At 69.8% G+C, this 13,992-nt stretch carries 12 protein-coding genes and 1 pseudogene; 10 read left to right on the forward strand and 3 right to left on the reverse strand.

Features of this window, described 5'->3' with window-relative positions:
• Positions 1 to 180: 180 nt before the first annotated feature.
• Both ACFWV8_RS37230 and ACFWV8_RS37235 read right to left on the reverse strand, forming a co-directional pair.
• Complete coding sequence (locus ACFWV8_RS37230; RefSeq protein WP_023538137.1) at positions 181 to 852, reverse strand: TrkA family potassium uptake protein; 672 nt, start codon at positions 850 to 852, stop codon at positions 181 to 183.
• Positions 852 to 1,520, reverse strand: a complete 669-nt coding sequence (locus ACFWV8_RS37235) for a potassium channel family protein (RefSeq protein ID WP_384214785.1) — start codon at positions 1,518 to 1,520, stop codon at positions 852 to 854. Before ACFWV8_RS37235 ends, ACFWV8_RS37230 begins: the two co-directional genes overlap by 1 nt.
• A 294-nt stretch (positions 1,521 to 1,814) precedes the next feature.
• Between ACFWV8_RS37235 and ACFWV8_RS37240 the strand changes: the two genes are divergently transcribed.
• The 6 genes and pseudogenes from ACFWV8_RS37240 (at position 1,815) to ACFWV8_RS37265 (ending at position 7,924) form a co-directional block, all read left to right on the forward strand.
• Complete coding sequence (locus ACFWV8_RS37240; RefSeq protein ID WP_329380478.1) at positions 1,815 to 2,156, forward strand: winged helix-turn-helix domain-containing protein; 342 nt, start codon at positions 1,815 to 1,817, stop codon at positions 2,154 to 2,156.
• On the forward strand, positions 2,153 to 2,419 hold the full coding sequence (locus ACFWV8_RS37245) for a hypothetical protein (RefSeq protein WP_329380475.1): 267 nt from the start codon (positions 2,153 to 2,155) through the stop codon (positions 2,417 to 2,419). Before ACFWV8_RS37240 ends, ACFWV8_RS37245 begins: the two co-directional genes overlap by 4 nt.
• Positions 2,420 to 2,538: 119 nt before the next feature.
• Positions 2,539 to 3,299, forward strand: a pseudogene (locus ACFWV8_RS37250) (MMPL family transporter); the annotation flags it as partial.
• A 120-nt stretch (positions 3,300 to 3,419) separates the two neighbouring features.
• Positions 3,420 to 5,471 carry an APC family permease gene (locus tag ACFWV8_RS37255; protein WP_384214788.1) on the forward strand — a complete coding sequence of 684 codons (2,052 nt, stop codon included), beginning with the start codon at positions 3,420 to 3,422 and terminating at the stop codon, positions 5,469 to 5,471.
• A 50-nt stretch (positions 5,472 to 5,521) separates the two neighbouring features.
• Positions 5,522 to 6,910: a class I SAM-dependent RNA methyltransferase gene (locus tag ACFWV8_RS37260; protein WP_384214790.1), complete on the forward strand. Its 1,389-nt coding sequence runs from the start codon at positions 5,522 to 5,524 to the stop codon at positions 6,908 to 6,910.
• Between the two features lie 363 nt (positions 6,911 to 7,273).
• Entirely contained in the window at positions 7,274 to 7,924 is a 651-nt protein-coding gene (locus tag ACFWV8_RS37265) for a nuclease-related domain-containing protein (RefSeq protein ID WP_384214792.1), read from the forward strand.
• A gap of 425 nt (positions 7,925 to 8,349) precedes the next feature.
• Here the strand turns inward: ACFWV8_RS37265 and ACFWV8_RS37270 are convergent, their stop codons facing one another.
• Positions 8,350 to 9,447 carry a LacI family DNA-binding transcriptional regulator gene (locus ACFWV8_RS37270; protein WP_384214794.1) on the reverse strand — a complete coding sequence of 366 codons (1,098 nt, stop codon included), beginning with the start codon at positions 9,445 to 9,447 and terminating at the stop codon, positions 8,350 to 8,352.
• Positions 9,448 to 9,661: 214 nt separating this feature from the next.
• Between ACFWV8_RS37270 and ACFWV8_RS37275 the strand changes: the two genes are divergently transcribed.
• Genes ACFWV8_RS37275 through ACFWV8_RS37290 form a run of 4 tightly spaced genes read left to right on the forward strand, consistent with a single transcriptional unit; the run spans position 9,662 to position 13,936 of the window.
• Positions 9,662 to 10,963, forward strand: a complete 1,302-nt coding sequence (locus ACFWV8_RS37275; RefSeq protein ID WP_384214796.1) for an extracellular solute-binding protein — start codon at positions 9,662 to 9,664, stop codon at positions 10,961 to 10,963.
• 15 nt (positions 10,964 to 10,978) lie between these two features.
• Entirely contained in the window at positions 10,979 to 12,019 is a 1,041-nt protein-coding gene (locus ACFWV8_RS37280) for a carbohydrate ABC transporter permease (protein ID WP_384214799.1), read from the forward strand.
• Position 12,020: 1 nt separating this feature from the next.
• Positions 12,021 to 12,854, forward strand: coding sequence for a carbohydrate ABC transporter permease (locus ACFWV8_RS37285; RefSeq protein WP_384214801.1), 834 nt, complete (start codon positions 12,021 to 12,023; stop codon positions 12,852 to 12,854).
• A gap of 2 nt (positions 12,855 to 12,856) precedes the next feature.
• Entirely contained in the window at positions 12,857 to 13,936 is a 1,080-nt protein-coding gene (locus ACFWV8_RS37290; protein ID WP_384214803.1) for a glycosidase, read from the forward strand.
• The last annotated feature ends 56 nt before the right edge of the window (positions 13,937 to 13,992 follow it).

Raw genomic sequence — 13,992 nt, forward strand, 5'->3', positions numbered from 1 at the left:
CTCAGGCTGATTTGTGTCGCGTGAACAAGAACGTCCCGTCGGGTCCAACAACCTTGCACGCGCCGTAAATCACGCCGTCCGGACATACCCCTCCGAAGGCCCCGACCCCCGCCCCCGGCAACGAACCCGCAACCCCGCACCACGAACCCCGCCGGAGGCGACCCCGCACAGCGCCAGCGTTTACGCGTCCTCCCGTCGCACCGACAGCAAGTCCTCCAGTTGCTCCTCGCGCGCCTGCGCCGCCACGAACAGCAGCTCGTCCCCCGCCTCCAGCGTCTCCTCCGCGTGCGGCGTCAGCACCCGTGAACCCCGGATGATCGTCACCAGCGACGTGTCCTCCGGCCAGGTCACGTCCCCCACCTGCGTCCCCGTCACCGCCGACTCCGGCGGCAGCGTCAGCTCCACCAGGTTCGCGTCGCCGTGGCTGAAGCGCAGCAGCCGTACGAGGTCGCCGACGCTCACCGCCTCCTCCACCAGCGCCGACATCAGACGCGGCGTCGAGACCGCGACGTCGACACCCCATGACTCGTTGAACAGCCACTCGTTCTTCGGGTTGTTGACCCGGGCGACCACCCTCGGTACGCCGTACTCCGTCTTGGCCAGCAGCGAGACGACCAGGTTCACCTTGTCGTCGCCGGTCGCCGCGATCACGACGTTGCAGCGCTGGAGCGCCGCCTCGTCCAGCGAGGTGATCTCGCACGCGTCGGCCAGCAGCCACTCCGCCATCGGCACCCGCTCGACCGAGATGGCGGTGGGCGCCTTGTCGATCAGCAGGACCTCGTGGCCGTTCTCCAGCAGTTCGCCCGCGATGGAACGACCCACCGCGCCGGCTCCGGCAATCGCGACGCGCATCAGTGACCGCCCTCCTCAGGACCCTCGGCGAAAACCGCCTCGACCTTCTGGATGTCGTCCGTACGCATCATCACGTGGACGAGATCGCCCTCCTGGAGCACCGTCTGCGACGTGGGCAGTATGGCCTCGCCGAGCCGGGTGAGGAACGCCACGCGGACGCCCGTCTCCTCCTGGAGAGTGCTGATCTTGTGGCCGATCCAGGCGGTCGAAGTGTGGACCTCGGCCAGCTGGACGCCGCCGCTCGGGTCGCGCCACAGCGGCTCCGCGCCGGACGGCAGCAGCCGCCGGAGCATCTGGTCGGCGGTCCAGCGGACGGTCGCCACCGTGGGGATGCCGAGCCGTTGGTAGACCTCGGCGCGCCGGGGGTCGTAGATGCGCGCGGCCACGTTCTCGATGCCGAACATCTCGCGGGCCACCCGGGCGGCGATGATGTTCGAGTTGTCGCCGCTGCTGACCGCGGCGAACGCGCCCGCGTCCTCGATGCCCGCGTCGCGCAGGGTGTCCTGGTCGAAGCCGACCCCGTTGACGCGCCGCCCGCCGAAGCCGGAGCCGAGCCGGCGGAACGCCGTGGGGTCCTGGTCGATGACGGCGACCGTGTGCCCCTGCCTCTCCAGGCTGGTGGCGAGTGCGGCTCCCACTCGGCCGCAGCCCATGATGACGATGTGCACGTCCTCTTTACCCCGCAGTCCTGTTCGCCGAGCTGACCTGCGTAAACACCTGGTTCACTCTTCCTTCTCCGTGCGCCGGGCCACGGACGGGACAACCGTACGGGGCGCCGCCCGTGGATGAGCTTATGCGTCCTGGCCCGACCTGCCGTCACCCGTGCCGGGGAGGCGTAGGGGGACACCCTGAGACGACCCCGAGTTCCCCTCAGCCCACCCTGATATGTGTCAGGTTTCTTTGACAGGTCCCGACGGCTACTGTCAGCCTGTCTCTGACAGGTGCTGAGGAAGGGCGCTGCGATGCAAGAGGTCCCGACCGGCGACGAGTTGCTGAAGGTGCTTGCCGCGCTGGGCAATCCGCACCGTATGCGGATCGTCGGCGCGCTCCTGGAAGGCCGTAACTACGTCAGCAGACTCGCCCGCGAACTCGGCATCGGCCGCCCGCTGCTGCATATGCATCTCCAGCGGCTGGAGGCGGCCGGGCTCGTCGTCGGGACGCTGGAGCTGTCCGAGAGCGGCAAGTCGATGAAGTACTTCGAGCTGACGCCCTTCTGTTTCGCCCTGACGCCTCAGACCGTCGCGACGGCGGCGCTGACGCTTCCCGAGGAAGAGAGAACGACCGTGAAGGAGTCCGCGAAATGAATGATTCGGGCTGGACGGACCTGGCCGGGGCCGTCGGCGCCGGCGGTGTGTTCCTGTTCCTCATCGTGGTCGTGTGGCAGATCGCGGCGACCTGGCGCGCGCGGATGCTCGCGGCGCGCGAGGAGCAGTACAAGCAACTCGCGGTGAAGTACGCCCAGTTGTTGGAGGACAACGTCGAGCTGCACCGCCGCACGCTCGACGAGCTGACGCAGGCCCGGGGTTCGATCGCGTCGATGGAGAAGATGATGCGCGAGATCGAGTAGCTCCGCGCGGCACCAACTGAAGTCGTACGGCCGGGAGTTCCCGCTCCCGGCCGTACTCATGGAGATCCATCGCTCAGGGCACCGCCCCGGGCGCCGCGGCAGGTCGGCAAACCATCGCGCCGTGGTGCGCGTCGGACCCGGCGAAAATCGTCACCCGCGCGCCGACCACGCCGCCGACGTCGAGTCGGTCGTACGGGGCGTGAAGGGCGTCGCGCTGGTGGAGGACGGCGACCGTACGCCCGACGGGCGGCTCGCGGCGCTCTCGGTGGTGCTCACCGACGCCCCGGACAGCGCGGCGGCCAAGGACACCGTCGACCGGCTCCGGGAGGCCGTACGGACCGTCGACGGGGCCGGCGCGCTGGTCGGCGGCGCCACCGCGCAGACGCTGGACACCCAGCGGGCCGCCGACCGCGATCTGCGGACCGTCATCCCGGTGGTGCTGGTGGTGGTCCTGGTCGCCCTCGGGATCGACTACAACATCTTCCTGATGCACCGCGTCCGTGAGGAGGCGCTGCGCGTCGGCCGCGCGCGCGGGGTCCTGGAGGGCCTGACCGGCACCGGCGGCGTCATCACGTCGGCGGGCGTCGTGCTCGCGGCGACCTTCGCCGTCTTCGCGGTGCTGCCGCTCGTGACGATGGCGCAGCTGGGCGTGATCGTCGGCATCGGCGTCCTGCTGGACACCTTCCTGGTCCGTACGGTGCTGGTGCCCGCGCTCGCGCTGGACCTGGGGCGCCGGTTCTGGTGGCCGGGGCGGCTCTCCGGGGGCGCCGGCGGACCGGCGGGGCGGACCCGGGAACGGCATGCGGACGGGCCCGCGCAGGGGTCGGCGGACGGGCCCGTGGACGGGCCTGCGGAAGGGCGCGCTCCGGAGCGCGTCTGACGTCGTGACGGAGTCCCGGCGTCGCCGACCGTGACCCGGCGAGGCGCGCCGGGGCCCCCGCTCCGCCGAGGTGGGGTGGTGCTTGCTAAGCCCCACGTCGAACGGCTTACGATCCTCAACGTGCCGAAACTGACCGACGTGCCCAAACGGATCCTGATCGGAAGGGCGCTGCGTAGCGACAGGTTGGGAGAAACGCTCCTCCCCAAACGCATCGCGCTACCTGTCTTCGCCTCCGACCCGCTTTCCTCGGTGGCCTACGCGCCGGGGGAAGTCCTCCTGGTGCTCTCCATCGCGGGCGCGTCGGCGTACCACTTCAGCCCGTGGATCGCACTGGCCGTCGTCGTCCTGATGTTCACCGTCGTCGCCTCCTACCGGCAGAACGTGCACGCCTACCCGAGCGGCGGCGGCGACTACGAGGTCGCCAACACCAACCTCGGTCCCAAGGCCGGTCTGACCGTCGCGAGCGCGCTGCTCGTCGACTACGTACTGACCGTGGCCGTCTCCATCTCCTCCGGCGTGGAGAATCTCGGCTCGGCGATCCCCTTCGTCATCGAGAACAAGGTCATCTGCGCGGTGGGGATAATCGTCCTCCTGACGCTGATGAATCTGCGCGGTGTCAGGGAATCGGGCAAGCTCTTCGCCATCCCCACGTATGTCTTCGTCACCGGCGTCTTCATCATGATCGTGTGGGGCGCCTACCGCGGCCTCGTGCTCAACGACACCATGGAAGCGCCCACGGCCCACTTCGAGATCAAGGCGGAGGAGAGCGGACTCGCCGGGTTCGCGCTGGTCTTCCTGCTGCTGCGCGCGTTCTCCTCCGGCTGTGCGGCCCTCACCGGCGTCGAGGCCATCAGCAACGGCGTCCCCGCCTTCCGTAAGCCCAAGAGCAGGAACGCCGCGACGACCCTCGCGCTGATGGGCACGCTGGCCGTCACCATGTTCTGCGGCATCATCGTCCTGGCCATGGCCACCGATGTGAAGATGGCCGAGTTCCCGGGCAGGGACCTGCTCCGCGACGGGGTGCCGGTCGGCGACGGCTACGTCCAGAATCCGGTCATCTCCCAGGTCGCCGCCGCCGTCTTCGGCCCGGACACCTTCTTCTTCGTGCTGCTCGCGGCGGCCACCGCGCTCGTGCTCTTCCTGGCCGCCAACACCGCCTACAACGGCTTCCCGCTCCTCGGCTCGATCCTCGCGCAGGACCGCTACCTGCCGCGCCAGCTCCACACGCGCGGCGACCGCCTCGCCTTCTCCAACGGCATCGTGCTGCTGGCCGGCGCCGCCATCCTGCTGGTCTGGCTGTACGGGGCGGACTCGACCAAGCTGATCCAGCTCTACATCGTCGGCGTCTTCGTCTCCTTCACCCTGAGCCAGACGGGCATGGTCCGGCACTGGAACCGCCATCTGCGCACGGAGCGCGACAAGGCCAAGCGCCGCCACATGATCCGCTCCCGGGCGATCAACGCCTTCGGCGCCTTCTTCACCGGGCTCGTCCTGATCATCGTCCTGGCCACCAAGTTCACGCACGGGGCGTGGGTCGCGCTGCTCGGCATGGTGATCTTCTACGGGACGATGACCGCGATCCGCAGGCACTACGACCATGTGGCGCGGGAGATCGCGGCGGCGGAGAGCCCCGGCGACGACGGCGTACGGCCCTCCCGCGTGCACACCATCGTGCTGGTCTCCAAGCTCCACAAGCCGACGCTGCGCGCCCTCGCGTTCGCCAAGCTGACCCGGTCGGACCGGCTGGAGGCGCTCAGCATCAACGTCGACCCCGTCGAGACGAAGCAGCTCAGGGAGGAGTGGGAGCGGCGCGGCATCAACGTGCCGCTGAAGATCCTCGACTCCCCGTACCGGGAGATCACGCGGCCGGTCATCGAGTACGTACGGGGCCTGCGCACCGAGAATCCGCGTGACGTGGTGAGCATCTTCATCCCCGAGTACGTGGTCGGCCGCTGGTTCGAGCAGGTGCTGCACAACCAGAGCGCGCTGCGGCTCAAGGGGCGGCTGCTCTTCACACCGGGCGTGATGGTGACCTCGGTGCCGTACCAGCTGGAGTCGTCCGAGGTCGCCAAGAAGAGGGCGCGGCGGCGCGCGGAGTGGAACGCGCCCGGCTCGGTGCGGCGGGGGCCGGTGGACACCCGGACGAAGAAGGAGCCGACCGAGAAGCCCTAGACTGGCTGGCTGCCGTCCGTGTATCCCCTTGTTTTGGAGCCCACCCCGTCATGCAGACAAAACCGCAGCCTTCTGAGCACACTCCGGAACAGGCTTCGCTGGTCGGGGAGGAGTACGAGGTCGAGGTCGGCCCCGTCGCGCACGGCGGCCACTGCGTCGCCCGCACCGACGACGGCCGGGTGCTCTTCGTACGGCACACGCTGCCCGGCGAGAAGGTCGTCGCCCGTGTGACGGACGGCGACGAGAGCTCGCGCTTTCTGCGGGCCGACGCGGTCGAGATCCTGGACGCCTCCAAGGACCGCGTCCAGGCCCCGTGCCCGTACGCGGGCCCCGGCATGTGCGGCGGCTGCGACTGGCAGCACGCCAAGCCGGGCGCGCAGCGGCGCCTCAAGGGCGAGGTCATCGCCGAGCAGCTCCAGCGGCTGGCCGGGCTCACCCCGGAGGAGGCGGGCTGGGACGGCACGGTCATGCCCGCGCCCGGCGACAAGCTGCCCGCCGGTGAGGTGCCCCAGTGGCGTACGCGCGTGCAGTACGCCGTCGACGCCGACGGCCGGGCCGGACTGCGCAAGCACCGTTCGCACGAGGTACAGCCCGTCGACCACTGCATGATCGCCTCCGCGGGCGTCAGCGAACTGGGCGTCGAGAAGCGTGAATGGCCCCAGATGGCCTCGGTCGAGGCGATCGCGGCGTCCGGCTCCGGCGACCGCCAGGTGATCCTCGCGCCGGTCAAGGGCGGCCGGCTCCCGCTGGTCGAGCTGGACAAGCCGGTGTCCGTCCTGCGCGTTGAGGAGCACGACGGGGGAGTGCACCGGGTCCACGGCCGCGCCTTCGTCCGCGAACGCGCCGACGACCGCACCTGGCGCATCGGCATGGGCGGCTTCTGGCAGGTCCACCCGAAGGCCCCCGAGGTCCTGGTGGAGGCCGTGATGCAGGGCCTGATGCCCCGCAAGGGCGAGACGGCCCTGGACCTCTACTGCGGGGTGGGCCTCTTCGCGGGGGCGATCGCGCAACGGGTCGGCGAGACGGGCGCGGTGCTGGGCATCGAATCGGGCCGCCGCGCGGCGGAGGACGCCCAGTACAACCTCCAGGACCTCCCCCGGGTCCGCATCGAACACGGCAAGGTCGACACGGTCCTGCCCCGCACCCAGATCACCGAGACGGACCTGATCGTCCTGGACCCCCCACGCGCGGGCGCGGGCAAACAAGTCGTCACCCACCTCGCGACCCTGGGCGCCCGCCGTATCGCGTACGTGGCCTGCGACCCGGCGGCACTGGCCCGCGACTTGGCGTACTTCCGCACGGCGGGCTACAAACCGCGGACGCTGCGGGCGTTCGACTTGTTCCCGATGACGCACCACGTGGAGTGCGTGGCGATCCTGGAGCCGGTGGAGAAGGACGCCATATCTGCCGGTTCGGGTGGTGTGCGTTTCGTGCGGTAGGAGCGTTGCGGGCGACTTCTTGACGCTGAACACGGCGCTGACGCTCATGCCTGTCCATACGGCCGGATGTCCCAGAGAAGCCCAGAGGGCTATCGCCTTCTGGGGTGTTGGCCCGTGAGGAGTCCGGATCTCTCGCCTGCACGAGCGCGGCCGGGTCCTCCGCGCCGCGCTCGGACGTACCGAACGCGCCGTGGAATGACCGGTTATGGCGCTATGGCCGGGGCGGAGATCGCGTGACACCGTGGGGTGCCGCTCCAACAGGACTGCGCCGCACCGCAATTCGCGTGCGAAGCACCCGACCATGTTCCTCGATCACGGTGGTCGCCGTGGCGAGGTCGGTCACCACGGCAAGGAGACCGTTCAATGACTGCGGGGAACTCGGCTTCGGCGCACGCCGCCGCAATGCGGGCGGCAGCCCGGAAGGGCTGGTGGCGGCGTGTCCTGGCCTGGATAGGTATCGGACGGCGTGCGGCGCGGCGCGCGGACGCGAGAGCGGCGTTGTGGTCGCACGGTGCCGCGGGGGAGGAGCAGACCGCTCGATTACTTGTCGAGATCCAGGCGCGGGGGTGGGTGGTGTGGCACGACCTGATGTTGTGGGGGCGCCGGTTCAACCTGGACCACATCCTCATAAGCCCGTGCGGGACGGCGGTGGTCGTACTGGACACGAAGGCGTGGCGCCGGACCTGGACCACGGGGCTTGTGTACGGGCGGGTGCACTGCGGGCCGGACGACCGGCACAGTCAGATCGAGAAGGTCGCCTCGTACGCGCAGGCGGTCGCCGCGGTAGCCGGTTTGCACCCGGTGGTGGTACGCCCGCTGATCGTGGTGCACGGCTCCCCGGTCGCCGGCGGGTTCCTGGAGGCGATGACGCCTCACGGACCCGTGCACGTGCTCAGCCCCGGTTTTCTGGTGCCGACCCTGCTCAAAGCCCCCGGAGTGCCGGACGCCTGGCGTGCTCGGGCGTTGGCCGAGCAGGTGGGCCGGGTGCTGGCCCCTTTTGCGGACCGGGGGTAGCCGTCCGGTCGTCCGGCACTCGAAGAAGAGCGAGGCAGGGCGCCGCATCAGTTCGGTTGCGTGACCGATTACTGATGGTGGCCAACTCTCGGTCTGGGCGGGCTCGTGCTGGCAGGAGTCCTGTCACTGACGGAGTGCAGGGCGCTACGGCATGTGGCTCCCGGTTCCGTAACGATGACACCGCGGCTGCGAGCAGTTCCACCGTCGGGTCCAACAAGCCATGCCCGGCACGGGCCGGGCTTGCTCGAAGTCGGCAGCAGGCGAGGGTTCGGCGGCTGTCATCCACGCCCGGTCGGGAACCGGAATGCTGGGCGGCCGGGACTTGCAGTGCAGTGAGGGCGGGTAGCCCCATACCAGGGCCGGTCGGCGGGAGCCGGGAGCATGGTCCCCCGCCCCGCCCCGGCCTGCGCCCGCGGCCCCCGGGCTCACGTCCCTGGTGGCGCGGTGCTTGCGCGGACCACGAATTCCATTGGGGGGAGTTCGGTCGGCTGGAATTTTCCTCCCTCCGTGAGTGAGACCAGTGCCTGCGCGGCGGCGCGTCCCCAGGCCAGCACGTCCTGGCGCACCGTCGTCAGTGGTGGCGCGATGCAGTCGGCCAGCGGGATGTCGTCGAAGCCCACCACCGACAGGTCCTCGGGGACCCGTAGCCTGCGGCTGGTCGCGGCGGTGATTCCGGCGATGGCCATCAGGTCGTTGGCGTACACGATCGCGGTCGGCGGCCGGTCCAGGTCCAGCAGTTGGTGCGTGGCGCGAGCGCCGGCCGCGCCGGTGAAGTCCGCCTCCACCGGCGGGATTTCGGGCAGGCCGGCATCCGCCAGCGCACTGCGCCAGGCGTCGCGCCGGGCCTGGGTGTGCACATATCCGGCCTCTCCGCAGACGTGTCCGATCCACCGGTGGCCGAGCGAGCGCAGATGGCCGACCGCGCGGCGCACCCCGCTGCCGTCGTCGACCCCGAGGGCCGGCACCGGGCTGCCGGGCTGCGGCGGTCCGACGATCAGTGCGCCGATGCCCAGCTCCGTCACGAGTGCGGGCCGTGGGTCGTCGGTGCGCAGATCGGTGAGGAACACGCCGTCGACCCGTCCGTCCCGGGCCAGCCGCTCGTACGCCTGCCGTTCGGTCTCCTCGTCGGGGACGACCTGGAGCACGAGCGCGTAGCCGAGGGGGGAGAGGCCGGTCTCGATGCCGGCGACGAACTGGGGGAAGAACGGGTCGGTGCTCAGCAGTTCCGGCGGCCGGCGGATCACCAGGCCGAGGGTCTGGGACCGCTTGGTGGAGAGTGCGCGGGCGCCGGCGTTGGGCTGCCAGCCCAGCTGGTCGATGGCGTCCGTGACCCGTCGGCGCGCCTGCGGGCTGACCCCGGGGCGGTCGTTGATGACGAAGGAGACCGTCGCCTTGGAGACCTGGGCCAGCGCGGCGACATCACCGATCGTCGGCCGGCTGCCCCTGCCCCGGCGTGGCGGCGGAGGCTTCGCCTCGTGGGAACCGTCCGCCGACCCGGCCGCTTTTCCCTGGCCCTGCACCATGCCGCCTCGCCTTCCCACCGGGCCCCGGGGTGACAGGAGCGCGCCACCCCGGATACCGAAACATCTCGCATCCATCCTTGACGCTCAGATATTAAACCGGTTTGATGACGCTCGTAACCCCGTGGTGATCATTTCCGACGGGGCGGGCCGGCGGCGACGGGAGGGGAGTCGCTTCGGACCCTCAACCACCCGCATGGAAAGGGAGTTGAGCGCCATGAGGCGTTTTCCGCGCATATCGGTGCTGGCCACCACCGCGGCGGTCGTCCTGCCGTTGTCCGCCTGCGGTTCGGGCGACGCCGACGGCGGCGGCAAGCCGACCTCGGGACCGATCGACATCTGGTACTCGACGAACGAGCAGGAGCAAGCCTGGGCCAAGGCGACAGTGGCCGACTGGAACGCGGAGCACCCCGAGGAGAAGGTCACCGCCAAGGCGGTGCCGTCGGGCAAGTCCACCGAAGACGTCCTCGGGGCCGCGATCACCGCGGGCAACACCCCCTGCCTCGTCTACAACACCGCTCCGGCGGCGGTCGCGGCATTCCAGAAGCAGGGCGGCCTGGTCAATCTCTCGGACACCTTCGGCGATGCCGAGTCCTTCATCAAGGGGCGCTCCGGCGGCGCCGCGGACGGCTTCCGTTCCCCGGACGGCAAGTTGTATCAAGTGCCGTGGAAAACCAACCCGTTCATGCTCTATTACAACAAGGACGTCTTCGAGAAGGCCGGCCTGGACGCCGAGAACCCGAAGCTGGGCACGTACGACGATGTGCTCGCCGCGGCCAAGAAGATCAAGAGCGGCAAGGCGGCGAAATTCGCCCTGTACCCCCCGGCGACCAGCGACTACACCAACGCGCTGTTCGACTTCTACCCGCTGTATCTGGCCAACTCCGGCGGCACGCAGCTCGTGAAGGACAAGAAGGCCACCTTCACTTCCGAGGCCGGACAGCAGACCCTCGGCTTCTGGCAGCGGATGTATGCCGATGGCTACTCCTCCCCGGAGGCGTTCAGCGGTGACATGTGGGCGGGCCCGTTCGCCGAGGGCGTGGCCGCCATGGGCATCGCCGGGCCGTGGGGCAAGGGGCAGTTCGACGGCAAGGTGAAGTACGGCGTGGTGCCGCTGCCAACGGCCGCCGGAATACCCGCCGGTGAGACCTCGACGTTCGCGGACTCCAAGAACGTCGGCCTGTTCACCTCGTGCGAGAACAAGCAGACCGCCTGGGAGTTCACCAAGTTCTCGATGAACAAGCAGAACGACGTGGCACTGCTGGAGAAGACGGGGCAGTTCCCCACTCGCGGGGACGTGGCCGCTGTCGCCGGCGGCTATCTCAAGGACAACCCCTTCTACCAGCCCTTCGCCGACGCGGTCCCGCGGGCGGTGGACGTGCCGAACATCGCCGGCTCGACCGAGGTGTGGAAGACCTTCCGTACGGCCTGGGAGGACGCGGTGCTGCCCGGGAAAGGCGATGTGAAGTCGACCTTCGACAAGGCCGCGCAGCAGATCGACGACCAGGCCACCGGCTGACGAGGCGCGCGCACCATGAAATCACTCCGCGCCAGCGGCGACGGCCACGACGGCCACGACGGCACCCGGGCCGCGGGTGATCCGCCCCGCGCCCCGCGCCGCCGCCGTCCATCGACCCGGCACACACCGCCGACTTCCGCGCACGAGCCCCGTGTCCCGGGCCGGCGGCCCGCCGTCCCGCGGCTTGGGCGCCGGCTGGGCGACAGCCCTCTCGGGCTCCTTCTGACCGCGCCGTACACCGCGTACGTCCTGGTCGTGTTCATCGTCCCGTTCGGGGTCGGCGTATGGATGGCCTTCCACGACTACTTCTTCACCGCACCCGGCGTCTCCGTGCCGCACCCGTTCGTCGGCTTCGACAACTTCACCGAGGTCCTCGGCGAGAAGAACACCCGGCGCGCGTTCGTCAACCTCGGGCTGTTCATGGCGATCAACATCCCGCTGACCGTGGTGCTGGCGCTCACGCTGGCGTCGGCGCTGAATGCCGCGACCCACTGGCGGGGCTTCTTCAGGGTCGCGTACTACGTGCCGTACGTGACAGCCTCGGTCGCCACTCTCGCCGTCTGGCTGTTTCTGTTCAACGGCTCCGGCGCCGTCAACAACGTGCTCGGCTCCTGGGCCCCTGACCCGTCCTGGCTGGCGAACAAACAGCTGGTGATGCCGCTCATCGCCGTCTACGTCACCTGGAAGCAGCTCGGCTTCTACATCCTGCTCTACCTCGCCGCGCTCCAGAACGTGCCCAAGGAGCTGCACGAGGCGGCACTGACCGACGGCGCCGGGCGCCGGCAGGCGTTCCTGGCCGTCACCCTGCCGGCCGTCCGCCCCGTCACCTCGCTCGTCATCCTGCTGTCGGTCATCACCGCGGGACAGATCTTCACCGAGCCGTTCCTGCTCACCGGCGGCGGCCCGAGCGGCGCCTCGCTCACCCCCGCGCTGCTGGTCTACCAGCGGGGCATCGAGCAGGGCGAGCCGGACGCCGCGGCCGCCATCGGGCTGATCCTCGTCACCGGCGTGCTCATCATCGCGACCGTGGCCCGGCGCCTCACGGAGAGGGACTGACATGGCCCGCACCTCGCGCGTCCTGCGCCACGCCGCACTCGGCATCGGCGCCCTCGCCGCGCTACTGCCGTTCTACTACATGCTCATCGGGGCGCTGCAGAAGAAGCGCGACACCAGCCTCGGCGGTCTGCTGCCCAGGCCCGGCAACCTCACCCTGGACAACCTCACCGGCATCGACGACTCGTTCAGCCTGCTCACCGCCCTGACCAACTCACTGATCATGACCGTCGGAGTGGTGGCCTGCACGCTGGTCTTCGGCCTGCTGGCCGGCTACGCCCTGGCGATCCTGCGCTTCCGTGGCCGCGGTCTGGTGTTCGCGCTCGTCCTGCTCGTCCAGGCGATCCCGTTCCAGCTGCTGATGATCCCGCTGTACGTGATGGTGGTGCGCTACTTCGGCCTCGCCGACAGCTACGCCGGGATGATCCTGCCGTTCGCCGTCAACTCCGTGGCGGTGCTCATCTTCCGCCAGTACTTCCTCCAGATCCCGCGCGAGATCTTCGACGCGGCGCGCATGGACGGAGCGAGCGAAACGCGCATCCTGCGCTCGGTGGCGGTGCCACTGGTGCGCCCCGCGATCCTCACCGCCATGCTGGTGACCTTCATCGGCCCGTGGAACGAGTTCCTGTGGCCGTTCCTGGTGACCAAGGACCAGGAGATGCAGCCCCTCGCGGTCAGCCTGGCCAACTTCTCCCAGGCCAACTCCACCTTCCAGGACAACCCGATGGGCGCCGTGCTCGCCGGTGCCTGCGTACTGGCGGTGCCGGCCGTCGTCCTCTTCCTGCTCTTCCAGCGCCACTTCACCTCTGCCAACCTCGGATCCGCGATCAAAGGCTAGGTATGACCCAGCGCAACACCGAAACCGCGCTCCCGTATGCCCTGAACCGGGTGGGCGTGCTCATGGACGCCGACCTCACCGACCCCCTGGAGGCGGAGGGCGTCCTCAATCCGGCCACCGCCTGGGGACCCGACGGCGAGCTGTACCTCTACCCCCGCATGGTCGCGGCCGGCAACGTCTCGCGCATCGGCCGCGCCCGCGTCGTGATCGAAGACGGCGTACCGGTCGGCGTCGAGCGCCAAGGCGTGGTGCTGTCCCCGGACGAGGGCTTCGAGCGGGGCGCGCACAACGCCGGCGTGGAAGACCCCCGTATCACCTTCGTCTCCGACCTCGGCGTGCACGTCATGACCTACGTCGCGTACGGTCCGCTCGGCCCGCGGCCCGCGCTGGCCGTCTCCACGGACACGATCAACTGGCGCCGTCTGGGCCCGCTGCACTTCACGTATCAGCCGCACCTGGCAACGGACTTGAACTTCTTCCCCAACAAGGACCTCGTCTTCTTCCCCGAGATCGTTCCCGGCCCCGACGGCCGCCCGAGCTTCGCGATGCTGCACCGGCCGATGTGGGATCTGGACTGGCTGCGTGCCGGCGAGGGCGCCCCGATCCCTGCCGGGGTCGAGGACGGCCGTCCGTCGATCTGGATCGCGTACGTGGACGCCGAGGCGGCCCGCCGCGATCTCTCGGCTCTGACCTCGCTCCGGCACTCCGCTCCGGTCGCCGGCCCGGAGATGCCGTTCGAGGTGGCGAAGATCGGCGCGGGCCCGCCGCCGCTGCGGGTGCCGGAGGGCTGGCTGCTTATCCACCACGGGGTGACCGGCCCGGTCGCGAAGGGCTTCGAGCTCAGCCATGGCGCCGTCTACCGGGCCGGGGGCATCCTGCTGGACCCGGCAGACCCGGCGCGGGTGCTGGCGCGTTCACCGGAGCCGTGGCTGTCTCCGGAGACCCGTGAGGAGACCACCGGAACGCTCGGCAACGTTGTCTTCCCGACCGCCGTCGAACGGATCGCGGGGACGGTCTATGTGTTCTACGGGATGGCGGACAGCGCGATCGGCGTGGCCGCTCTGGAGCGGACCGCGGACTGACGCGGCCGACTGACGCTTCCGACTGAACCGGCGTGCGGCCGACGGCGAAAAGCCGT

This window comes from Streptomyces sp. NPDC058665 (genome assembly GCF_042714995.1).
Taxonomy (GTDB): Bacteria; Actinomycetota; Actinomycetes; order Streptomycetales; family Streptomycetaceae; genus Streptomyces.